Annotated in this window: 14 protein-coding genes, 1 tRNA gene and 1 pseudogene; 8 read left to right on the top strand and 8 right to left on the bottom strand. The window is 60.6% G+C overall.

The genetic code is table 11. The features are described from left to right. Both AAFM15_RS07480 and AAFM15_RS07475 read right to left on the bottom strand, forming a co-directional pair. On the bottom strand, positions 1–586 hold a 586-nt coding region (locus AAFM15_RS07480), incomplete at its 3' end, for a response regulator (RefSeq protein ID WP_341686081.1). Positions 587–611: 25 nt separating this feature from the next. Next, positions 612–1,382, bottom strand: a complete 771-nt coding sequence (locus tag AAFM15_RS07475; RefSeq protein ID WP_341686080.1) for a 3-hydroxybutyrate dehydrogenase — start codon at positions 1,380–1,382, stop codon at positions 612–614. Positions 1,383–1,486: 104 nt separating this feature from the next. Here AAFM15_RS07475 and AAFM15_RS07470 point away from each other — a divergent pair, with 104 nt between their 5' ends. The 3 genes from AAFM15_RS07470 to AAFM15_RS07460 all read left to right on the top strand — a co-directional run bounded on the left by AAFM15_RS07470 (position 1,487) and on the right by AAFM15_RS07460 (position 4,717). Continuing rightward, positions 1,487–2,404, top strand: a complete 918-nt coding sequence (locus AAFM15_RS07470; protein WP_341686079.1) for an alpha/beta hydrolase — start codon at positions 1,487–1,489, stop codon at positions 2,402–2,404. A gap of 2 nt (positions 2,405–2,406) precedes the next feature. Continuing rightward, positions 2,407–4,614 (top strand): bifunctional (p)ppGpp synthetase/guanosine-3',5'-bis(diphosphate) 3'-pyrophosphohydrolase, encoded by a 2,208-nt coding sequence (locus AAFM15_RS07465; RefSeq protein WP_341686077.1) that lies wholly within the window; start codon positions 2,407–2,409, stop codon positions 4,612–4,614. A 26-nt stretch (positions 4,615–4,640) separates the two neighbouring features. After that, positions 4,641–4,717, top strand: a tRNA-Val gene (locus AAFM15_RS07460). Between the two features lie 68 nt (positions 4,718–4,785). Here AAFM15_RS07460 and AAFM15_RS07455 read toward each other — a convergent pair. The 4 genes from AAFM15_RS07455 to AAFM15_RS07440 form a co-directional block, all read right to left on the bottom strand. Continuing rightward, positions 4,786–6,819: a M3 family metallopeptidase gene (locus AAFM15_RS07455; protein WP_341686076.1), complete on the bottom strand. Its 2,034-nt coding sequence runs from the start codon at positions 6,817–6,819 to the stop codon at positions 4,786–4,788. A 5-nt stretch (positions 6,820–6,824) separates the two neighbouring features. Beyond that, positions 6,825–7,676 (bottom strand): bifunctional methylenetetrahydrofolate dehydrogenase/methenyltetrahydrofolate cyclohydrolase FolD, encoded by an 852-nt coding sequence (gene folD, locus AAFM15_RS07450; protein ID WP_341686074.1) that lies wholly within the window; start codon positions 7,674–7,676, stop codon positions 6,825–6,827. A gap of 79 nt (positions 7,677–7,755) precedes the next feature. Next, positions 7,756–8,382: a response regulator transcription factor gene (locus tag AAFM15_RS07445; protein WP_341686073.1), complete on the bottom strand. Its 627-nt coding sequence runs from the start codon at positions 8,380–8,382 to the stop codon at positions 7,756–7,758. Between the two features lie 27 nt (positions 8,383–8,409). Beyond that, positions 8,410–10,914 carry a PAS domain S-box protein gene (locus AAFM15_RS07440; protein WP_341686072.1) on the bottom strand — a complete coding sequence of 835 codons (2,505 nt, stop codon included), beginning with the start codon at positions 10,912–10,914 and terminating at the stop codon, positions 8,410–8,412. A 174-nt stretch (positions 10,915–11,088) separates the two neighbouring features. Between AAFM15_RS07440 and aceE the strand changes: the two genes are divergently transcribed. The 5 genes from aceE to AAFM15_RS07415 all read left to right on the top strand — a co-directional run bounded on the left by aceE (position 11,089) and on the right by AAFM15_RS07415 (position 21,609). Further along, a complete protein-coding gene (gene aceE, locus AAFM15_RS07435) occupies positions 11,089–13,785 on the top strand; it encodes a pyruvate dehydrogenase (acetyl-transferring), homodimeric type (protein WP_341686071.1) in 2,697 nt (898 codons plus the stop codon). 15 nt (positions 13,786–13,800) lie between these two features. After that, positions 13,801–15,444: a dihydrolipoyllysine-residue acetyltransferase gene (aceF, locus tag AAFM15_RS07430; RefSeq protein WP_341686070.1), complete on the top strand. Its 1,644-nt coding sequence runs from the start codon at positions 13,801–13,803 to the stop codon at positions 15,442–15,444. 10 nt (positions 15,445–15,454) lie between these two features. Beyond that, positions 15,455–17,269 (top strand): dihydrolipoyl dehydrogenase, encoded by a 1,815-nt coding sequence (lpdA, locus tag AAFM15_RS07425; protein WP_341686069.1) that lies wholly within the window; start codon positions 15,455–15,457, stop codon positions 17,267–17,269. Positions 17,270–17,409: 140 nt separating this feature from the next. Then, positions 17,410–18,510 (top strand): efflux RND transporter periplasmic adaptor subunit, encoded by a 1,101-nt coding sequence (locus AAFM15_RS07420; RefSeq protein ID WP_341686068.1) that lies wholly within the window; start codon positions 17,410–17,412, stop codon positions 18,508–18,510. 9 nt (positions 18,511–18,519) lie between these two features. Continuing rightward, positions 18,520–21,609 (top strand): efflux RND transporter permease subunit, encoded by a 3,090-nt coding sequence (locus AAFM15_RS07415; protein WP_341686067.1) that lies wholly within the window; start codon positions 18,520–18,522, stop codon positions 21,607–21,609. Positions 21,610–21,673: 64 nt separating this feature from the next. Here the strand turns inward: AAFM15_RS07415 and AAFM15_RS07410 are convergent, their stop codons facing one another. Both AAFM15_RS07410 and AAFM15_RS07405 read right to left on the bottom strand, forming a co-directional pair. Next, positions 21,674–22,879, bottom strand: a complete 1,206-nt coding sequence (locus AAFM15_RS07410) for a CoA transferase (protein WP_341686066.1) — start codon at positions 22,877–22,879, stop codon at positions 21,674–21,676. After that, positions 22,879–23,043 (bottom strand): annotated as a pseudogene (locus AAFM15_RS07405) (hydroxymethylglutaryl-CoA lyase); the annotation flags it as partial. The gene AAFM15_RS07410 and the pseudogene AAFM15_RS07405, both read right to left, overlap by 1 nt.

The raw sequence follows: 23,043 nt of genomic DNA, 5'->3' as shown, positions 1-23,043 counted from the left end.
CACGGGCCAGTTGAGCCAGTTTGTCTCGGCTGAGTGACTGGCGCGGATGACGCACCAAGGCCTTGAGCATCGCAAATTCACCAGTGGTCAGCGGAATTTCCTGGCCATTGCGGGACAGTTGACGGGCCGCCAGATCGAAGCTGAATTCCCCAAAGCGCATGACTTCCTGCTCGGCAGTGGGCGCACCTGGTGCCTCGATGACCGGACGACGTCGCAAGACGGCATGGATGCGAGCCAGCAATTCGCGCGGGTTGAAGGGTTTGCCCAAATAATCGTCCGCGCCAATTTCCAGACCCAGAATGCGGTCGACATCTTCGCCTTTGGCGGTGAGCATGATGATGGGTGTTTTGTCGCCAGCCTGTCGCAGGCGGCGGCAAATGCTCAAGCCGTCCTCGCCGGGCAGCATCACATCCAGGACCAGCAGGTCCACGGTTTCACGCTGGGTGATGCGCTGCAGTGCGCGGGCGTCTTCTGCCAGCAGCACGTCATAACCCTCTTGCGCCAAAAAGCGGCGCAACAGGTCCCGAATGCGGGCGTCATCGTCAACGATGACGATCTTGTCGAGTCGTTTGCCTTCTGTGGCCATAGGTCCTCCCATGCAGCTTGGCCTCTTATTGGGCCGTCCAGCCGCCGTCCATGTTCCAGGCCACGCCACGCACGTTGTCGGCTGCGGGCGAGCAGAAGAACACGGCCAATGCACCCAGCTCTTCGGGCGTGGTGAACTGCATGGAGGGCTCTTTCTCGCCCAGCAGCAGGTTTTTGGCTTCTTCGTGGGACACGCCCATGGCCTGGGCTTTGGCATCGACCTGTTTTTGAACGAGTGGGGTGAGCACCCAGCCCGGACAGATGGCGTTGCAGGTCACGCCGCTGGTGGCGTTTTCCAGGGCAGTCACCTTGGTCAGGCCGACCACGCCGTGCTTGGCAGCCACATAGGCCGATTTGGCCGCCGAGGCCACCAGACCGTGCACCGAGGCGACGTTGATGATGCGGCCCCAGTTGACTTGCTGCATGCTTGGCAGCGCCAGGCGAGTCGCGTGGAAAGCGCTGGAGAGGTTGATGGCGATGATGGCATCCCAACGATCAACCGGAAACTCTTCAATACGCGCGACATGCTGGATGCCTGCGTTGTTCACCAAAATGTCCACACGGCCAAAGGTGCTGGCGGCAAACTGCATCATGTCTTCAATGTCTGAGACCTTGCTCATGTCTGCACCGTGGTAGGCGACCTTGACGCCCAGGGCTGCGATTTCGGCCTTGGGGCCTTCGGCATCACCAAAACCGTTGAGCACGATGTTGGCACCTTGAGCCGCTAGAGCTTTGGCAATGCCCAGGCCGATACCGCTTGTAGAGCCAGTGACCAGTGCTGTTTTTCCTTTGAGCATGATTTCTCCTGCGCGAATGATTTAGGATGGAGTAAAGATAAACCATTATCACAGCTGTGATGGATCCGGCCCTGACGGCGGCGCAGACTGTGTTTCGCAATGTTATGAACACTTTTGAGAAGACTGCTCCCCAGTTGCAGTTCGTCACTTGCCCTCACCCGGAGGGCGAGCACCGCATGGCCTACTGGCGCTGGGGTGATGCCCAGGCCCCGCACGTGGTGGTGGCGGTGCACGGCCTGACCCGCCAGGGCCGCGATTTTGACCGTCTGGCTGCCGCCTTGGTGCAGGCCGGGCAGGGCAAGGTGCAGGTCATTTGTCCGGACGTGGCTGGACGAGGCAAAAGCGAATGGTTGCCCAACGCCAGCCTTTACCAAGTGCCGCAATACGCAGCAGACATGATGGTGCTGCTGCAGACGCTGCATGCGGCACATCCCATTTCAACGCTGGACTGGGTCGGTACCAGCATGGGTGGCTTGATCGGCATGGTCATTGTGGGGCAGCCCGAGTTGCCGTTGCCCGCTCCGGTGCGCCGCTTTGTCATCAATGATGTGGGGCCAGCGATCACCTGGAGCTCCCTGGCACGCATGAAACAGTACGTGGGCCAATACGGCACCTACACCGACCTGCAACAGGTCTCGCAGGTGCTTCGCCTGCTGTTTGCTGGTTTTGGCGCAGTGCCCGACGACATTTGGCTGGAGCAGTGCTCGCACATGGTTCGCCCTGCGCCCGAGGGGGGTCTCACGCTGCATTACGACAGAGCCATTGGTCAGCCCTTGCAAGCACTTACCGAGGAAGCGGCCCTGGCAGCAGAGCCTGTCATGTGGGCCTTGTACGACCAGATTCGTGCGCAAGTCTTGCTCATTCGTGGCCAAGACTCCGACCTGCTCACACAGGAAACCGCGCAAGCCATGACCGAGCGCGGTCCCCGTGCGCGCTTGGTGCAATGGCCGCATGTGGGCCATGCGCCCACCTTGACCGAGCCTGGTCACATCCATGTGGTGTCCGACTTTTTGCTGGGTTGAGCATGGTCAGTCCTTCTGAAACCTTGGCCTCTGTGGTTCCGCAGGTGGTTCGTGCCACTTCTGGCGGGCATGAGGCTGCCGATGTGCTCGAGCGTGCCAGCCGGTTTGCACAGCCCCTGATTGAATGCGAAGCCCTCGACACGGGTGAGAACATTTGGCAACACGCCCAGGCTGTGGCCCATGTGCTGGCCCTGATTGGGGGCTCGCAAGAGATGCAAGCCGCCGCCTACCTGGTGTATGCCTGCCCGCACCTGAACAAGCCCGAAGAGGTGATTGGCAAAGCCTTTGGCGAGAACCTGGCGCACCTGGCCATGCAAACCAACCAGCTGGTGCACCTGCAGCGTCTGTCGCGTGCGGCAGAGGCCAGTGCCCAGCTGTCGGACAACCCCAAGCTGCAAACCGAAAACGTGCGCAAGATGCTGCTGGCATTCAGCCGCGACTTGCGTGTGGTCATGCTGCGTTTGGCATCGCGCCTGCAAACCTTGCGCCATTTTGCGGCGACCAAGTTGCCTGTGCCGCCAGCGTTGGCCCGCGAATCCTTGCAAGTGTTTGCGCCGCTGGCCAACCGCCTGGGCATCTGGCAAATCAAGTGGGAGATGGAGGATCTGTCTTTCCGTTTCCTGGAGCCAAAGACCTATAGAGACATTGCCCGGCTTCTGGATGAAAAACGCGTCGAGCGCGAAGCCTATATGGCCAGCTTGAGCCAGCGTCTGCAAACCGAGTTGTCCGCGCAAGGCATTGCTGCTCAGGTGCAGGGGCGGCCGAAACACATTTACAGCATCGTCAAGAAGATGCGTGGCAAGGACTTGCCCTTTGACCGCGTGTTTGATGTGCGCGCCCTGCGCGTGGTGGTGCCTCAGGTGCCCGATTGCTACCAGGTGTTGAGCTGGGTGCATGAGCACTTTACACCCATCGTCGAAGAGTTTGACGACTACATCGCCAAGCCCAAATCCAATGGTTACCAAAGCCTGCATACTGTGGTGCGTGATGCCGATGGCAAGCCCATCGAAATCCAGATTCGCACCCGTGAGATGCACGAACACGCCGAAAACGGCGTGGCCGCCCACTGGGCCTACAAAGAGGCGGGCACCAAGGGCTATGCCGGCGTGAGTGCCACGAGTGCCTACGACGCCAAGATCGCCGTGCTGCGTCAGCTCTTGGCCTGGGAGCGCGACCTTTCGGGGGCGGTCAGTGACAAGGCTTTGTTCGATGACCGCATTTATGTGCTGACGCCAGACGCCGCCATCATCGAGCTGCCGCAAGGCGCCACGCCGGTGGACTTTGCCTACATGTTGCACACCAACCTGGGGCACCGCTGCCGGGGCGCCAAGGTGGATGGTGCCATGGTCCCGCTCAACACGCCGCTGGCCAACGGGCAAACGGTGGAGATTGTGGCCATCAAGGAGGGCGGGCCTTCTCGCGACTGGCTCAACCCCGAGCTGGGTTACATCGTCAGCAATCGCTCGCGGGCCAAAGTTCGCTCATGGTTCAACGCGCAAATCAGCGCAGAGCACATTGCCAAAGGTCGCGAGGCGGTCGAAAAGCTGCTGCAAAGAGAGGGGAGAACATCTTTTAAGCTTGAAGATCTGGCCAGCCAGCTAGGCTTCAAGTCGGCCGATGGCCTGTTTGAAGTGGTGGGCAAGGACGAGTTTTCACTGCGCAACATCGAAACTTTGCTGAATCCACCAGCGAGCACGCTACAAGCAGACGACATCATTGCCGCCAGGGCTAACGCCAAAGGGGCATCCGCTTCGCGCAAAACGGCGTCAGGCGTGCTGGTGGTGGGGGTGGACTCGCTGCTCACGCAGCTGGCGCGCTGCTGCAAGCCCGCGCCACCCGATGCGATCAGCGGCTTTGTGACACGTGGCAAGGGTGTCAGCATTCACCGTCAGGACTGCAGCAATTTTCGTGAACTCTCGGCACGCACGCCCGAGCGGGTGATCGATGTGCGCTGGGGTGAACGTACAGCGGCCGATGCGGTCTACCCCGTGGATGTGGCCATCGAAGCGGTGGACCGCCAAGGCCTGCTGCGCGACATCTCGGAAGTGTTTGCAAAGGAGAAAATGAACGTGATTGGCGTTCAGACCCAAAGCGTCAAAGGCATGGCCTGGATGACATTCACTGTGGAGCTGAGCGACTCGGCCAAGCTGGCGAAGGTGCTCGGCAGCGTCAAAACCATCAAAGGCGTTCGCAACGCCAGAAGACGTTGATTTTGCTGCTACAATAGCAGTCTTACAGGCGCGTAGCTCAGCTGGTTAGAGCACCACCTTGACATGGTGGGGGTCGTTGGTTCGAGTCCAATCGCGCCTACCACATTCGGTAGGATAAAAACCCCGGTAATTCAACGAGTTACCGGGGTTTTGTTTTTTTCGGCAGGCGGTTCAGGCCATGCCTTGGTGGCGCAGCAAGGCGTCCAGGCTGGGCTCGCGCCCTCGGAAGGCCTTGAAGGATTCCAGCGCGGGGCGGCTGCCACCGGCTTCCAAAATTTCCTTGCGGTAGCGGCGGCCTGTCTCGATGCTGGGCTGGCCGTTTGTAGCAGTTTCCTCAAAAGCGGCGTAGGCGTCGGCGCTCAGCACCTCGGCCCATTTGTAGCTGTAATAGCCTGCGGCATAGCCACCCGAGAAGATGTGGCCAAAGGTGTGGGCCATGCGGTTGAAGCTGGGCGGCTGCAGCACCGCGACTTCGGCACGCACTTCGTGCAGCAGGGGCATGAAGTCCAGCGCCGGGTCGTGCTCGGCGTGCAATCGCATGTCAAAGAGGGCGAATTCGATCTGGCGCAGGGTCTGCAGACCGCTCTGGAAGTTCTTGGCGGCCAGCATCTTGTCGAACAAGGCACGTGGCAGCGGCTCGCCCGTGTCCACATGCGCGGTCATGTGTTGCAGCACCGACCATTCCCAGCAGAAGTTTTCCATGAACTGGCTGGGCAGCTCCACCGCGTCCCATTCGACGCCGCTGATGCCCGACACGTCGCGCTCATTCACCTGAGTGAGCATGTGGTGCAGGCCATGGCCGAATTCGTGGAAGAGGGTGATCACGTCGTCGTGGGTGAGCAGCGGCGGCTTGCCGTTCACACCTTCGGCGAAGTTGCACACCAGGTGGGCGACCGGGGTTTGCAGCTGGCCCGTGTCCGGGCGCAGCCAGCGACCGACCACATCGTCCATCCAGGCGCCACCGCGCTTGCCAGCGCGGGCCGGCGGGTCCAGATAAAACTGGCCCACCAGTTGGCCGTTGCGTTCGATGCGGTAGAACTCCACGGCAGGATGCCAGACGGGCGCTTCGTCCTTGCGGATGTTGACCTCGAACAAGGTTTCGATGATTTTGAACAGCCCGGCCAGCACTTTGGGCGCGGTGAAGTAGGTTTTGACCTCCTGCTCGCTGAAGCTGTAGCGCGCTTCCTTGAGCTTTTCGCTCAGGTAGGGGATGTCCCAGGCGTTGAGTGGGCCGCTCAGACCCAGTTCCTTGCGTGCGAATTCGCGCAGGTCGGCCATGTCTTTTTCGGCAAAGGGTTTGGCTTTGGCGGCCAGGTCACGCAGGAAGGTGATGACCTTTTCGGGTGACTCGGCCATCTTGGGAACCACCGAGACCTGGGCAAAGTTGGCGTAGCCCAGCAGCTGCGCTTCTTCATGGCGCAGGGCGAGGATCTCGCTCATCAGGGCGGTGTTGTCGTATTTTTTGGCATCGCCCTCGGCCTGGTCAGAGGCGCGGGTGGTGTAGGCCCGGTACAGACGTTCGCGTAGCGCGCTGCTGTGCGCAAACTGCATGACGGGCAGGTAGCTTGGCAGCTTGAGGGTGAGTTTGGCTTGCCCGGTGTGGCCATCCTTGTCGGCAGCGGCGCAGGCGGCGTAGATCACGTCCTGCGGCACGCCGTCCAGCTCGGCAGGGGCCACGTACAGAGCAAAGCTGTCGGTGGCGTCCAGGGTGTTTTCGCTGAATTTTTGCGAGACCTCGGCCTGGCGCTCCTGAATGGCGGCGTAGCGTTCCTTGGCTGCACCTTGCAGTTCGGCACCGCCCAGCACAAAGCCGCGCAGCGCATTACTGTGGGCCTGGCGTTGTTCGGCGTTCAGGCTGGCGGGTGCGATGGCCTTGTATTTGGCGTAAAGCTGTTCGTTACTGCCCAGGCGCGTCCAGAACTCGGTCACGCGGGGTAGGGCGGCGTTGTAGGCGGCGCGCAGCTCGGGCGTGTCGGCCACGCTGTTGAGGTGGCTCACAGCCCCCCAGGCGCGGCCCAGGCGTTCGGTGGCGACGTCCAGCACTTGGGCGATGCCGGTCCAGCTGGCCGGGAAGTCGTCTGCAGTGACGCGGGTGAGGGCGGCGTCGGCCTCGGCCAACAGCACGTCCATGGCAGGAGCCACATGTTCGGGCGCAATGCGGTCAAACAGCGGCAGGCCGGCGGTGTCGAGCAAGGGATTGTTCATGGCACTTATCTGGTGACGCGTTCTGCCGCTTCAAGGGTGTTGACCAGCAGCATGGTGATGGTCATCGGGCCAACGCCACCGGGCACCGGGGTGATGTGGCCGGCAACTTCCTTGACGCCTGCATAGTCCACATCGCCGCAGAGCTTGCCTTCGTCATTGCGGTTCATACCCACGTCCAGCACCACCGCACCGGGCTTGACCATGTCGGCGGTCAGTACGTTGCGTTTGCCCACGGCGGCCACGATCACGTCGGCCTGCAGGGTCTGGGCTTTCAGGTCTTTCGTGCGCGAGTGGCAGATGGTCACGGTGGCGTCTTTTTGCAGCAGCATGAGCGCCATGGGTTTGCCCACGATGTTGCTGCGGCCGATCACCACGGCGTGCTTGCCTTTGAGGTCGTAGCCAATGGATTCCAGCATCTTCATGCAGCCGTAAGGCGTGCAAGGCCAAAAGCCGGGCATGCCGGTCATCAAGGCGCCTGCACTGGCGATGTGGAAACCGTCCACATCCTTGGCCGGGCTGATCGCTTCGATCACTTTCTGGGCGTCAATGTGTTCCGGCAGGGGCAACTGCACCAGGATGCCGTGGATGGCCGGGTCGTTGTTGAGCGCTTGCACGCGGGCCAGCAGTGCGGTTTCGCTCATGTCGGCATCGTATTTTTCGAGCACGGAATGCAGGCCGCTGTCTTCGCAGGCCTTGACCTTGTTGCGCACATAAACCTGGCTGGCCGGGTTGTCGCCCACCAGCACCACGGCCAGGCCAGGGGTGATGCCCTTCGCTTTGAGGGCTTGGGCGCGGTTGGCGACTTCGGTGCGCAGTTGTTTGGACAGGGCATTGCCATCAATCAGTTGGGCGGTCATAAGCGGCTCGTAAAAGTTTTAAGGTCTTGAAATGCAAAACGCCCGACAGGGACGGGCGTTTTGACTAGGGTTAAGGGGGTCAGGCCTTGGGTGCGTTTTGCCCAAGGGCAATCTTGAGCAGATCGGCCACGGTGTTGGCTCCCAGCTTTTCCATGATGTTGGCACGATGCGCTTCCACGGTCTTGATGCTGATGCCCAGGTCATCGGCGATTTGCTTGTTCAGGCGGCCCGCGACGATGCGCTCAAGCACTTGGGACTCGCGGCCAGTCAGCTTTGAAAGCAGGGCATCGCGGCTGGCTGCGCTCTGGTGTTCTGCAAAGGATTCGCGCGCATGGTCAAGCATGCGCTCGATCAGGTTCAGCAACTCGGGTTCATTGAAGGGCTTCTGGATGAAGTCCAAAGCGCCTTTTTTCATGGTGTTCACAGCCATGGGCACATCACCATGGCCTGTGATGAACACGATAGGCAAGGGTGATTTGCGCTCAATGAGCTTGTCCTGCAGTTCGAGACCGGTCATGCCACCCATGCGGATGTCGGCAATCAGACAAGCCACTTCGCGGGGGTCGTAGCGGCTGAGGAACACCTCCGCTGATTCAAAGCAGCGAACGCGGTAATCCTGACCTTCGAGCAGCCATTGCAGCGAATCGCGCACGGCTTCGTCGTCATCGACCACATAGACCGTACCTTTTTTCGGAATCAGACTCATCAATTCGACCTTTGCAATGTTCTATTGTCAGTGCGTGCCCGGGACAGGCAACCAAAACGAGAAACGGCAACCCGTGATTTCCCCAGCATTGTAGAGGTTCTGGGCCTCGATCCTTCCCTGGTGCGATTCCACGATGGAGCGGCACAGGTTCAGGCCAATGCCCATGCCTTCGGCCTTGGTGGAGAAAAAGGCTTCGTAAACCTTGTCTATGGCCTCTGGAGGAAGTCCCTTGCCCGTGTCTGTGACGGAAAATTCAATGACCTGCTGCTCCCCGACCTGGCGGGGAACAACGCGCAGCTCCACATGGCGTTTGTCAGGCGTACGCTGGGCGTTGTCGATGGCTTCAGCGGAGTTTTTCATCAGATTGATCAGCACCTGTTCGATCAGGATCGGGTCTACGTTCAAACTCGGCAATCGTGCGGCAATGTAATGCGAGAGGCGCACATTGCGGCGGCGCAGTTCAATCTCGGCCAGCTCCAGGGCTTCGCTGACAATGTGACCCACATCCGAGATGCTTCGGTTAGGCTCGCTTCGCTTGACAAAGCTTCGGATGCGATGGATGACCTGGCCAGCACGTTGCGCCTGGTGAGCGGTTTTTTCCAGCGCGCCAAGCAGGTCTTTTTCTTCGATCTGTTGCCGCTTGATGCGAGAGATCATGCCGTTGCAGTAATTGCTGATGGCAGCCAGTGGCTGATTAAGTTCGTGCGCGACGCTGGAGGCCATCTCGCCCATGGTGATCAGTCGGCTGGCGGTTTGCGCCCGATCCGCTTGCTGGGCAGCAAGTGCTTCAGCTCGGCGGCGCTGGGTGATGTCGGTGGCGATCACCATCTGGGCCAAACGTCCGTCGGCCCAGTTGATGTATCGAGAGCGCACCTCCAGCCATTTGTCCAGTTCAGCGACATAAATTTCAGAATTGCCCGATTGTGCGGAGGTCAATTCATCGGAGGGCAGGCCAGCCATATCGTCCGCGTCATCGGCGCCGGTGACCGTGTTTTCGTAGGCTCCCGCCTGAGCGACCAGACGCAGGTGTCCGCTGCTGTCTGCACCGAACCACTGTCGATAGAGCTTGTTTGCAAACAGGAGCTCTTTGCTACCGAGAGGTGTCACAGATACAGAAGCATCCAAGGCTTCCAGCACAATGGTGAAGCGCTCGTAAGAGCCCGCCAGCTGATCACGAATCCTGTTTGGCTCGGTGATATCGGTCATCGACGTCATCCAGCCGGTTTGACGTCCGGAGGGGTCGATCAGCGGGGAGACATACATGCGTGCATCAAAGCGACTGCCGTCTTTTCGCTTGACGCGAACCTGAAACCCACCCGCGGTGTGTTTGCCACTGATTTCTTCTTCCAGCCGTTTGGTGAGTTGTTCAATGTCTTCTTCGGGCCAGTAAGGAAAAGGTGCCACAGCATTGACCAGCTCAGCCTCGGACCAACCTGTCATTTGACAAAAAGCCGGGTTGACGTAGGTGATGCGACCTTTCAGGTCCAAAGCACGCATGCCAGTGAGCATGGAGTTTTCCATGGCCCGGCGGAAATTGGTTTCAGCCATCAGGGCGTTTTGAGCTTGCAGCCGCCTGCGGGTGTGTCGCCAGTTGCCAATCAGCATCCAGGAGGTCATGACACTGAGGGCGCCAACAAGCCAAAACAGAGCGCTCCCGATCAAACCCTGCGAAGTGCGCCATACCTGCATTTGAAGAACCAGACTGTTGCCAACAGGCGGAACCGTCACGCTTTGGCTGTGAGGTCTGCGACTGATAAATGGCAGCTGTTCCGCCAGATCTTCTCTTTCGGGGATGCTTTGTCCCGCAAGAATGCGACGGTGTTCATCTTGAAATGACACGGCGTACGAAGTCAGGATGTCCGGCGGCACGCTGTTACGCAGCAGGCTGTCCAGGGCGTACTCTGTCAAAACAACGCCATGAAAGCGCTTCTTTTTGTCGATGATGGGGGTCAAAAGTTGCAGGGTAGGCCTGCTGTTTTGCAAGTTTGGCCTTGTACGCACCATGGCGTATATCGGCTGCTGGAATTCCTGGACCAGGCTGAAGTGGTTGTCGATCTCGCTGATGTCCAGGCTGCTGCCCGGCAGATAAATCGTACTGGGCATGAAGCTGTACGTGTTTTGTGAAGCCATGATCCGACGGTTGGCATCTATCCAGGTCAGGCTCAGCAATTCAGGATAGAGGTCGATCAGCTGCTGTGTTTTATCCTTGAATTGCGCTGTCGCGATCGAGTTGGCTGACAAATTGTTGGCCAATTGCGTAAGTTGCTCTTGTCGCTCAAGCATGCGCAAGCGAATACGCTGTTGCGCGTATTCCACATCTCGCTTGATGCTTTCTTCCTCCCTGCGTATTTCCTCATTGCGCAGGTACCAGAACGAAATCATGATGGCTGCCAGAAACAGTGCCACAGCTGCCAAGGGCGCGAGGTTGGCGAATCTGTCTTGCCGGACAGGGGATTGCTGGTTCCACCATTGCTTCCACCAGGACCAAGGGCTGGCGGAATTGGTCGTTTTCGTCTTGGCTTGCATGGACATGGCTTGAGTTTAGGGCTTTTGCTTGTCTCCCTCCTTTTAGGCCAGGTGCGCAAAGTTACATTCAGATTCGCTCATATATTTCATAATGAGAAATGCAACTGCGCTATTTGAAAATTGGAAAAAAATGTGACACACTACGGAAATTCATAAACAGGCACAAACAAGGAGACACCTATGTCAGCCGCCACTCCGAACCAGCCGGGACACGATCTCGACCGTCAGGAAACCCGTGAATGGATGGACGCACTGTCCGCCGTGATCGAGAAGGAGGGCGGTGAACGCGCCCACTTCCTGCTTGAACAACTGCTTGAACATGCCCGGGAAAACAGCATCGACATGCCGTTTTCGGCCAACACCGGCTATGTGAACACCATCGAGCCCCAGCAGGAAGCCCGCTGCCCCGGCAACATTGAAATCGAAGAGCGCTTGCGCGCCTACATGCGCTGGAACGCCATGGCCATGGTGGTCAAGGCCAACCGCCATAACCCTGAAGATGGTGGCGATCTGGGTGGCCACATCGGCTCCTTTGCTTCCCTGGCTCACATGTTTGGTGCCGGCTTCAACCACTTCTGGCACGCCGAAAGCGAAAACCACGGTGGTGACTGCCTCTACATCCAGGGCCACGTTGCGCCTGGCGTGTATGCCCGCGCTTTCCTGGAAGGCCGTTTGACCGAAGAGCAGTTGCTCAACTTCCGCCAGGAAGTGGACGGCAAAGGCTTGTCCAGCTACCCGCACCCCAAGCTGATGCCGGAGTTCTGGCAGTTTCCCACGGTGTCCATGGGCCTGGGCCCGCTGATGGCCATCTACCAGGCGCGTTTCCTCAAGTACCTGCACGCGCGAGGCATCGCCAACACCGAGAACCGCAAGGTCTGGGTGTTCTGCGGCGACGGCGAGATGGACGAAGTCGAATCGCTGGGCGCCATTGGTTTGGCAGCACGTGAAAACCTGGACAACCTGATCTTTGTGGTCAACTGCAACCTGCAGCGTCTGGATGGCCCGGTGCGCGGCAATGGCAAGATCATTCAAGAGCTGGAAGGCGAGTTCCGTGGCTCGGGCTGGAACGTCATCAAGTGTCTGTGGGGCTCCAACTGGGACCCGCTCTTGGCGCGTGACAAGGATGGTGCGCTGCGCAAGATCATGATGGACACGCTCGACGGCGACTACCAGGCCTTCAAGGCCAACGACGGCGCCTATGTGCGCAAGCATTTCTTTGGCCGCGACCCCAAGGTGCTGGAGATGGTCGCCCACATGAGCGACGATGACATCTGGAACCTGCGCCGCGGTGGCCACGACCCGCAAAAGGTGTATGCCGCTTACCAGGAAGCCGTGAACCACAAGGGCCAGCCCACCGTGTTGCTGATCAAGACCGTCAAGGGTTTTGGCATGGGCAAAGCCGGCGAGGGCAAGAACACCGTGCACCAGACCAAGAAGCTGACCGACGAAGACATCAAGTACTTCCGCGACCGCTTCAATATCCCGATTCCGGACAGCGAGTTGCCCAAGATTCCGTTCTACAAGCCCGCCGACGACACTCCGGAAATGAAGTACCTGCACGAGCGCCGCAAAGCGCTGGGCGGCTACTTGCCGCACCGCCGCACCAAGGCCGATGAGAGCTTCACCGTGCCTTCGCTGGAGACGTTCAAGTCGGTCATGGAGCCAACCGCCGAAGGCCGTGAAATCTCGACCACGCAAGCCTATGTGCGTTTCCTGACCCAGTTGCTGCGCGACCAGGCCCTGGGCCCGCGTGTGGTGCCGATTCTGGTGGATGAGGCGCGCACCTTTGGTATGGAAGGCTTGTTCCGTCAGATTGGTATCTACAACCCCGCAGGCCAGCAGTACACCCCGGTCGACAAGGACCAGGTCATGTACTACAAGGAAGACAAGGCTGGTCAGATCCTGCAGGAAGGCATCAACGAAGCCGGCGGCATGTCCAGCTGGATTGCTGCGGCCACAAGCTACAGCACGAGCAACCGGATCATGGTGCCGTTCTATGTGTACTACTCGATGTTCGGCTTCCAGCGCATTGGCGATCTGGCCTGGGCGGCCGGTGACATGCAAGCGCGTGGCTTCCTGCTGGGTGGCACTTCGGGCCGCACCACGCTGAATGGCGAAGGCTTGCAGCACGAAGACGGCCACAGCCACATCCTGGCCGGAACCATCCCGAACTGCATTTCTTACGACCCCACCTTCGCGCACGAAGTCGGCGTTATTCTGCACCACGGCCTCAAGCGCATGGTCGAGAAGCAAGACAACGTCTTCTATTACCTGACCTTGCTCAACGAAAACTACGCCATGCCTGGCCTGACCGCGGGCACGGAGGAGCAGATCATCAAGGGCATGTACCTGTGCAAGCCCGGCGCTGAGGGCAAGAACCGTGTTCAGCTGCTGGGCTCGGGCACCATCCTGCGTGAGTCGATTGCAGCCCAAACCCTGCTGGCCACCGACTGGGGTATCCAGGCCGATGTGTGGAGCTGCCCAAGCTTTAATGAGCTGACCCGCGATGGTCAGGACTGCGAACGCTGGAACCTGCTGCACCCGACAGACTCGCAACGCGTACCCTTTGTGGCCCAGCAGTTGGAAAAGCATGCCGGTCCAGTGGTGGCATCGACCGACTACATGAAGAACTATGCCGAGCAGATTCGCCCCTTCATCCCTAAGGGCCGCAGCTACAAGGTGCTTGGAACTGACGGTTTTGGCCGCTCGGACTTCCGCAGCAAGCTGCGCGAGCACTTTGAGATCAACCGCCACTACATCGTGATCGCCGCGCTCAAATCGCTGGCCGACGAAGGCGTGATTCCCGCTGCCAAGGTGCTTGATGCCATCAAGAAGTACGGCATCAAGACGGACAAAGTGAACCCCCTGTACGCATAAATTCCGGAGACAAACATGGCACTGGTAGAAGTAAAAGTCCCGGACATCGGGGATTTCGACGAAGTGGCCGTCATAGAGTTGCTGGTCAAGCCTGGCGACAGCGTGAAGGCCGAACAATCGCTCATCACCGTGGAGTCTGACAAGGCCTCCATGGAGATCCCGTCCAGCCACGCGGGCGTGGTGAAAGAGCTCAAAGTCGCTTTGGGCGACAAGGTCAGCGAAGGCTCAGTGGTCTTGCTGATCGAGGCTGAAGGCGAGGGTGCTGTGGCGGCGCCAGCTGCTGCTCCCGCATCGGCACCTGTAGCAGCGCCTGTGGCTGTCCCTGCAGTTTCGGCTGCAACAGGCCTCATTGATGTGCATGTCCCTGACATTGGCGACTTCAAGGACGTGGCCGTCATTGAGGTATTTGTCAAGCCCGGCGACACCATCAAGCTCGAACAAAGCCTGATCACGGTGGAGTCCGACAAAGCCTCGATGGAAATCCCGTCGAGTGCTGCAGGCGTGCTCAAGGAGCTCAAGGTCAAAGTGGGCGACACCGTCAACATCGGTGATCTGCTGGCGATTGTGGAAGGCGCTACTGCGGCTGCACCGGCTGCCGCGGCCTCTATGCCTGCGCCTGCTGCGACATCAGCCCCCACGGCTACTGCACCTGCGGCTGTTACCGCACCAGCTGCCGCCAGCGCTGCCCCCGCCCACAACCCCACGGCCACGCCCGCTGTGGGCCTGCCGCATGCATCGCCTTCGGTGCGCAAGTTCGCCCGCGAGCTTGGTGTGCCGCTGGACGAGGTCAAGGGTTCGGGCCAGAAGGGCCGCATCACCTCGGAAGACATCCAGGAGTTCACCCAGTCCGTGATGAGCGGCGCCACACAGACCAAGGCCCAGACGGCCAAGGCGCCTGCTCAAGGCGCCGGTGGTGGCGGCTCCGAGTTGGGCCTGATCCCCTGGCCCAAGGTCGATTTTGCCAAGTTCGGCCCGGTCGAGCGCAAGGAAATGTCGCGTATCAAGAAGATCAGTGGCGCCAACTTGCTGCGCAATGCGGTCATGATCCCGGCGGTCACCAACCACGACGACGCCGACATCACCGAACTCGAAGCCTTCCGTGTGTCCACCAACAAGGAAAACGAGAAGAGCGGCGTCAAGGTCACCATGCTGGCTTTCCTGATCAAGGCTTGTGTGGCAGCGCTGAAAAAATTCCCCGAGTTCAACAGCTCGCTGGACGGCGATGCGCTGATCTACAAGCAGTACTGGCACATCGGTTTTGCCGCCGACACGCCCAACGGCCTGGTGGTGCCCGTGATCAAGGACGCCGACAAGAAAGGCGTGCTGCAGATCAGCCAGGAAATGGGTGAACTGGCCAAGAAGGCCCGCGACGGCAAGCTCGGCCCCGCCGACATGTCGGGTGCGACCTTCACCATCTCTAGCCTGGGCGGCATCGGTGGCCGTTACTTCACGCCCATCATCAACGCGCCTGAAGTCGCCATTTTGGGCGTCTGCAAGAGCAACATGGAGCCGGTGTGGGATGGCAAACAGTTCGTGCCGCGCCTGATGCTGCCCCTGTCGCTGACCTGGGACCACCGCGTGATCGACGGCGCCGCTGCGGCGCGCTTCAACGCTTACCTCGGTCAAATCTTGAGCGACTTCCGTCGCGTACTTCTCTAAGGAGCACACGATGGCATTGGTAGACATCAAGGTTCCCGACATCGGCGACTTCGACGAAGTGGCGGTGATCGAGTTGCTGGTCAAACCTGGCGACAGCATCAAGCCCGAACAAAGCCTGATCACGGTCGAATCCGACAAGGCCTCGATGGAAATCCCGTCGAGCCACGGCGGCGTGGTCAAGGAACTCAAGGTCAAGCTGGGCGACAAGGTCAAAGAAGGCTCGGTGGTGCTGGTGCTCGAAGCCAGCGAAGGCGCTGCTGCGCCAGCTGCCGCCCCGGCCCCTGCGGCTGCTCCGGCCGCTGCACCTGCGGCCCCGGTGGCAGTCCCGACCGCCGCCAGCTTCGGTGGCTCGGCCGACATCGAGTGCGACGTGGTCGTGCTCGGCGGCGGCCCCGGTGGCTATTCGGCGGCTTTCCGCGCCGCCGACCTTGGCCTCAAGGTCGTGGTGGTCGAGCGCTACAGCACGCTGGGCGGTGTCTGCCTGAACGTGGGCTGCATCCCGTCCAAGGCGCTGCTGCATGTAGCGGCCGTGATGGACGAGGTGGCCCACCTGGGCGATCTGGGTGTCGAATTCGGCCAACCGGTGGTCAGCATCGACAAGCTGCGTGGCCACAAGGAAAAGGTCATCGCCAAGCTGACCGGTGGTCTCGGCGCGATGGCCAAGATGCGCAAGGTCACGATCGTGCGCGGCTACGGCAGCTTTGTCGGCGCCAACCACATCGAGGTGGAAGAAACCACGGGCTCTGGCCAGGACAAGACCGGCAGCAAGAAGGTCGTGGCTTTCAAGCGCGCCATCATCGCTGCGGGTTCGCAAGCCGTGCGCCTGCCCTTCATGCCCAATGACCCGCGTGTGGTGGACTCGACCGGCGCACTGGCCCTGGCCGGTGTGCCCAAGAAGATGCTGATCGTCGGCGGTGGGATCATCGGCCTGGAAATGGGCACCGTCTACAGCACGCTGGGCGCCCGCCTGGACGTGGTGGAAATGATGGACGGCCTGATGCAGGGGGCCGACCGCGACCTGGTCAAGGTCTGGGAAAAGATGAACAAGGGCCGCTTCGACAACATCATGTTGAAGACCAAAACGGTGGGCGCACAGGCCACGCCCGAAGGCATCAAGGTGCAGTTCGAAGGTCTGGATGGCACCAAGTCAGAAGGCATTTACGACTTGGTGCTGCAGGCCGTGGGCCGCACACCCAACGGCAAGAAGATCGCGGCCGACAAAGCGGGCGTTGCCGTGACGGACCGCGGCTTCATCAACGTCGACATCCAGATGCGCACCAACGTGCCGCACATCTTCGCCATCGGCGACGTGGTGGGCCAGCCCATGCTGGCGCACAAGGCGGTACACGAGGCGCATGTGGCGGCCGAAGTGATTGCCGGTGAACTGCAGGGCAACAAGGAGCTGGCATCCGCCGCCTTCAATGCCCGCGTGATCCCCAGCGTGGCCTACACCGACCCCGAAGTGGCCTGGGTCGGCCTGACCGAAGAGCAGGCCAAGGCCCAGGGCATCAAGGTCAAGAAGGGCCTGTTCCCCTGGTCGGCCAGCGGCCGCGCCATTGCCAATGGCCGCGACGAAGGTTTCACCAAGCTGCTGTTCGACGACAGCCCCGAGGCCCACGGCCACGGCAAGATCCTAGGCGGCGGCATTGTGGGCACCCACGCGGGCGACATGATCGGCGAGATCGCGCTGGCCATCGAGATGGGCGCTGACGCCGTGGACATCGGCAAGACCATCCACCCGCACCCCACGCTGGGTGAGAGCATCGGCATGGCGGCAGAGGTGGCGCACGGGTCTTGTACGGATATACCACCGGCTCGCAAGTAACACCTAAGCGATTGACACTCCCCGGACCGTCCACGGTTCGGTGGGGGCTTGAATCGCGATGGACATCTGAATAGTGGTCATGGTCAGCAGTGTTTTGCGAGTATCGGTAAACTAAACTTCTTTATCAGTTCGCACTAAAAATGAACTACGACCACCGGAGCATCGGCGCTTTGCTCCTTATTTTGTCTGTGCCTCTCTCGTGGGCTACAGATCAAAAATCAGCGTCAACCTCCGCCAAGCCGTCTCTGACTGTTTCCACGACACATCCCACTCGTGTTAACTGGGCACAAAAAATCAGCGCCAACGGGAATCTGGCCGCATGGCAAGAAGCCACCATAGGTGCCGAGGCTAATGGTCTGAAGATCATTGAGGTTCGCGTCAATGTGGGCGACCGCGTCAAGCGCGGGGACGTATTGGTGGTTTTGCAGTCTGATACGGTGCGGGCTGAGTTGGCGCAGGCTGAAGCTGTCCTGGCCGAAGCTACCGCTAGCGCGCATGAGGCCAAGGCTCAGGCTGAGCGTGCGCGCAGTTTGCAGCAACAAGGCTTTTTCAGTGTCGCCCAGCTCAGCCAAACGCTGGCCGCTGAGGCTTCTGCCTCTGCCCGTGTGCAGTCAGCTCATGCCATAGTGCAGCTACAAAACCTACGCCTGTCTCAAACCCAGGTGCGCGCACCCGATGCGGGGGTGATCTCGGCGCGGCAGGCAACGGTGGGCAGCGTGGTAGCGGCTGGCACTGAGTTGTTTCGCCTGATTCGCCAAGGCCGCATTGAATGGCGTGCTGAAGTGACGGCCGCCGAGATCGGCCGCATCCCAGTGGGTGCGCCCGTGCAAATCAAAGCCGCCAGTGGCCAGCAGCTGCAAGGCAAGGTGCGCATGGTCGCGCCCTCGGTCGATGCACAAACCCGCAACGCGCTGGTGTATGTGGACCTCCCTGCGCAAACCGGCAGCGCCCGTGCAGGCATGTTCGCCCAAGGCGAGATCGCGCTGGGCCAAAGCCAGGCCCTCACCGTGCCACAAAGCGCGGTGGTGGTGCGTGACGGGTTCAGTTATGTCTACACCGTGGGCACCGACCAAAAAGTCAGCCAGCTCAAGGTGCAAACCGGTCGCCAAAGCGAAGGCCGTGTCGAGGTGACCAGTGGCCTGAAAGCCGATGCCCGCGTGGTGGCCAGTGGCGGTGCATTCCTGAACCACGGTGACACGGTGCGTGTGGTAGACGCGCCAGCCCCTCCTGCCGCCAAATAAAGGGACGCCATGCTCAACGTCTCTTCCTGGTCGATCCGCAACCCGATCCCGGCCGTCATGCTGTTTGTGCTGCTGACGGTGGCGGGCCTGATTGCCTTTGGGTCGATGAAGGTGCAGAACTTTCCCGATCTGGACGTGCCCACGATCACTGTGACCGCCAGTTTGCCTGGTGCGGCGCCCTCGCAGCTTGAAACCGATGTGGCTCGTAAGCTGGAAAACGCGCTGGCTCCGCTGCAGGGCCTCAAACACATCACCACCAAGGTGCAAGACGGCGTGGTGTCGATCACTGCTGAGTTCCGCATGGAAAAGCCCACCCAGGAGGCGGTAGACGATGTGCGCTCGGCCATCCAGGGCGTGCGGGCCGACCTGCCCGGTGACCTGCGTGACCCGGTGGTGCAAAAGCTCAACCTGGCTGGCTCGCCCGTGCTGGCCTACACCGTGCGCTCGTCGCGCATGGACGACGAGGCGCTGTCGTGGTTGGTTGACAAAGACATCACCCGCAAGCTTTTGTCGCTGCGCGGCGTGGGCGCTGTCAACCGCGTGGGCGGCGTGACGCGAGAGGTGCGTGTAGCACTCGATGTGAACCGCTTGCAATCGCTGGGCATCACAGCGGCCGAAGTCTCGCGCCAGCTCAAGCAGGTACAGCAAGAAGGCTCGGGCGGGCGCATGGATGTGGGTGTGGGCGAACAGCCTGTGCGCACGCTGGCCACGGTCAAAACGGCGCAAGAGGTGGGCCAAATCGAGTTGGCCACCTCGCGAGGCGGCCGTGTTCGCCTGGACCAAGTGGCCACGGTGAGCGACACCCTGGCCGATGCCCGCTCGGCAGCGACTTTGGACGGTGTGCCCGTGGTCGGTTTTGAGGTGGTGCGTAGCAAGGGCGAGAGCGAGGTGGCCGTAGGCCGCTTGGTGCGCCAGGCGCTGGCCGAATACCGCTTGCAAAATCCGGACATCGAGATCACCGAATCCTTCGATTTCGTGACTCCGGTGGAAGAGGAATACGACGGCTCACTCGTCTTGCTTTACGAGGGCGCCATTTTGGCCGTGCTGGTGGTGTGGCTGTTTTTGCGCGACTGGCGGGCCACCTTTGTATCGGCCGTGGCGCTGCCGCTCTCGGTCATTCCGGCCTTTATTGGCATGGCGTATTTGGGCTTTTCCATCAACGTGGTGACTTTGCTGGCGCTGTCTTTGGTGATCGGTGTGCTGGTGGATGACGCGATTGTCGAGGTGGAAAACATTGTGCGCCATTTGCGCATGGGCAAATCGCCTTACCAGGCGGCCATGGAAGCGGCCGATGAAATTGGGCTGGCGGTGATTGCCACAACCTTCACTCTGATCGCGGTGTTTTTGCCCACGGCTTTCATGAGCGGTATTCCGGGCAAGTTCTTCAAGCAGTTTGGCTGGACGGCTTCTCTCGCGGTATTCGCCTCGCTGGTGGTGGCGCGGGTGCTCACGCCCATGATGGCGGCCTATATTTTGAAGCCCATCGTCACCGCCGAGCACGAGCCCGGCTGGATCAAGCGCTACATGGTCTGGGCCACCTGGTGCATGCGGCACCGTTTGGTCACCATGGTGCTGGCCACGCTGTTTTTCATCTGCTCCGTCATGCTGGTACCTTTGCTACCCAAGGGCTTCATTCCACCGGACGACAACTCGCAAACCCAGGTTTATGTGGAGCTGCCACCGGGATCGACCTTGGCGCAAACCCAGGCCAGTGCCGAGCACGCCCGCACACTGCTCATGACCGTGAACGATGTGAAAAGCGTCTACACCACCATTGGTGGCGGCAGCGCAGGCAGCGACCCGTTTGCTGGCGGTGGCGCGGCCGAGGTACGCAAGGCCACGCTCACCATCCAGCTGAGCGAACGCGGCACACGGCCGCGCAAGCAAGTGATTGAAAACGACATCCGCACCGCTTTGCAGCAACTGCCCGGTGTGCGCAGCAAGGTCGGCTTGGGCGGCTCGGGAGAGAAATACGTGCTGGTTCTCACCGGCGAAGACCCGCAGGCCCTGCAAACCGCCGCCATGGCGGTGGAGCACGACCTGCGCACCATCGAGGGCCTAGGCTCGATTGCGTCCACCGCCAGCCTGGTGCGTCCCGAGATTGCGGTGCGGCCCGACTTTGCCAAAGCCGCAGACCTGGGCGTGACCAGCGCCGCCATCAGCGACACCTTGCGTGTGGCCACCTTGGGCGACTACGACGCGGCCCTGCCCAAGCTCAATTTGTCGGAGCGCCAGGTGCCCATCGTCGTGAAGTTGGGCGATGAGTCCCGACACGACCTGACCACGCTGGAGCGCCTGATGGTGCCCGGTAGCCGTGGCCCCGTCATGCTCGGCCAGGTGGCCAGCATCGAGGTGGCGGGCGGCCCGGCGGTGATTGACCGTTATGACCGCCAGCGCAACATCAACTTCGAGATTGAACTCTCGGGCATGCCCTTGGGCGACGTGACAGCGGCGGTGCAAAAACTGCCCGCGCTGCAAAGTCTGCCGCCCGGTGTGAGGATTGTCGAGGTGGGTGACGCCGAAGTCATGGGCGAACTCTTTGCCAGCTTTGGCCTGGCCATGCTGGTGGGCGTGCTGTGCATCTATATCGTGCTGGTGCTGCTCTTCAAAGGCTTCTTGCACCCCATCACGATTTTGGCGGCGCTGCCGCTGTCCCTGGGCGGGGCGTTTGTGGGCCTGCTGATCGCACAAAAGAGCTTCTCCATGCCTTCGCTCATTGGCCTCATCATGCTCATGGGTATCGCCACCAAAAACTCCATCTTGTTGGTCGAATACGCGATTGAGGCGCGGCGCGGCAAACCAGCCCAAGGGGATCAGCCCGCTGTGCCACCGATGAGCCGCTGGGACGCGCTGCTGGATGCGTGCCACAAACGCGCACGTCCCATTGTCATGACCACCATTGCCATGGGCGCGGGCATGTTGCCGATTGCCGTGGGCTGGGGCGCGGCCGACGCCAGCTTCCGCTCGCCCATGGCGATAGCGGTGATTGGCGGACTGCTCACAAGCACCGTGCTCAGCCTTCTGGTGGTGCCTGTGGTGTTCACCTACCTGGATGATCTGGGTCTATGGGCCCTGCGTTTCGTCAAACGTAAGGTCTGACTGGTAATGCAGCACGGTTCCTGCACGGATGTGCCTCCGGCCAAGAGGTAACAAGGCTGCCCCTTCACAGTTGTGTTTTGCCGATCTGCGGCATGGACAGCTGTGAAGCGGTTGCTGCGTCATAGCCCAGCTCGGTAAGCAAGGCCATGCTGTCCTGTCCCAGTTGAGGCGGGTCGTGGCGTACACCTAATCTGGCACCATCAAGCGTCAGTGGCAACAGGGCTGTGCTGGCTTTTTGACCCGCACGCTCGCCGTCGGGCAAGGTCACCGGAGCCAGTCCGCCCGTGGCCAGCAGGTGAGGATCCTGTAGCAGCTCATGAGGAGCGGTAATGGGTGCGAAGGGCAGGCCTTCGCGCTCGAAGATGCTGGCCAATTCATTGCGGCTGTGATGTTGCAGCCGCTCCCGAAGCAGTGGAATCAGCCACTCGCGCTCACGAACCCTGTCATTGTTGGTCTTCAGGCGTGCGTCGGCCTGGAGATCCACAAACGAGAACGCGCGGCAGAAAATGGACCACTGCGTGTCGCTGACCACGGCCAGAAAAATTTGCTCGCCCCCTTGAACCTGGAATACATCGTAGATGCCCCAGGCGGAGATGCGCGCAGGCATGGGCGCGGCAGGTTTGCCTGTGACGGCGTATTGCATCATGTGCTGGGCCACCAGAAAGACATTGTTTTCAAACAAGGCGCTTTGGACTTGCTGGCCCAGGCCGGTGCGCTCTCTTTGCGCGAGCGCCGCCATGACACCAATGGCACCAAACAACCCACCCATGATGTCATTGACCGAAGAACCGGCACGCAGTGGATCCCCAGGCCGGCCTGTCATGTACGCCAGTCCTCCCATCATTTGCACCACTTCATCCAGGGCGGTTCGATGGTCATAGGGGCCCGGTAAAAAGCCTTTGTGGCTGACGTAAATCAGGCGAGGGTTGCGTTGTCGAAGGGTCTCATAGTCCAGCCCGAGCTTTTGCATGGTTCCTGATTTGAAGTTCTCGCTGACGACATCGGCGGTGTCGATCAGGCGCAGCACGGCTTCTTTGCCCTGCGGTGTCTGCAAATCCAGCACCAGGCTCTTTTTGTTGCGGTTGAAAAGAGGATAAAAGCCAGCGCCCGAACCCAGCAGTCGGCGTGTGTTGTCACCACCAGGCGGTTCGACCTTGATGACCTCGGCCCCGAGATCTGCCAGAACCAGACCACAGGTGGGCCCCATGACCATGTGGGTGAATTCCACCACCCGAAGGCCGGTGTAGGGAAGTGTTTGATCGCTGGACATCATGCGTAAGGGGGAGAAAAATCTTTGGGAAGACCGGCTTCGGCAACCATGCCGTAGAGGGGGGCCTTGGGCAGGCCTTCACGGAGAACAGCACGTGCAGCCATCAGCCCATCCAGGGTGACGCCTGTGCGTACACCCATGGCTTCGAACATGAAGACCAGGTC

This window comes from Limnohabitans sp., from assembly GCF_038134685.1.
GTDB lineage: Bacteria > Pseudomonadota > Gammaproteobacteria > Burkholderiales > Burkholderiaceae_C > Limnohabitans_A.
Note: the sequence above shows the minus strand (reverse complement) of the source record. Positions and strands in the feature narration are given on the sequence as shown.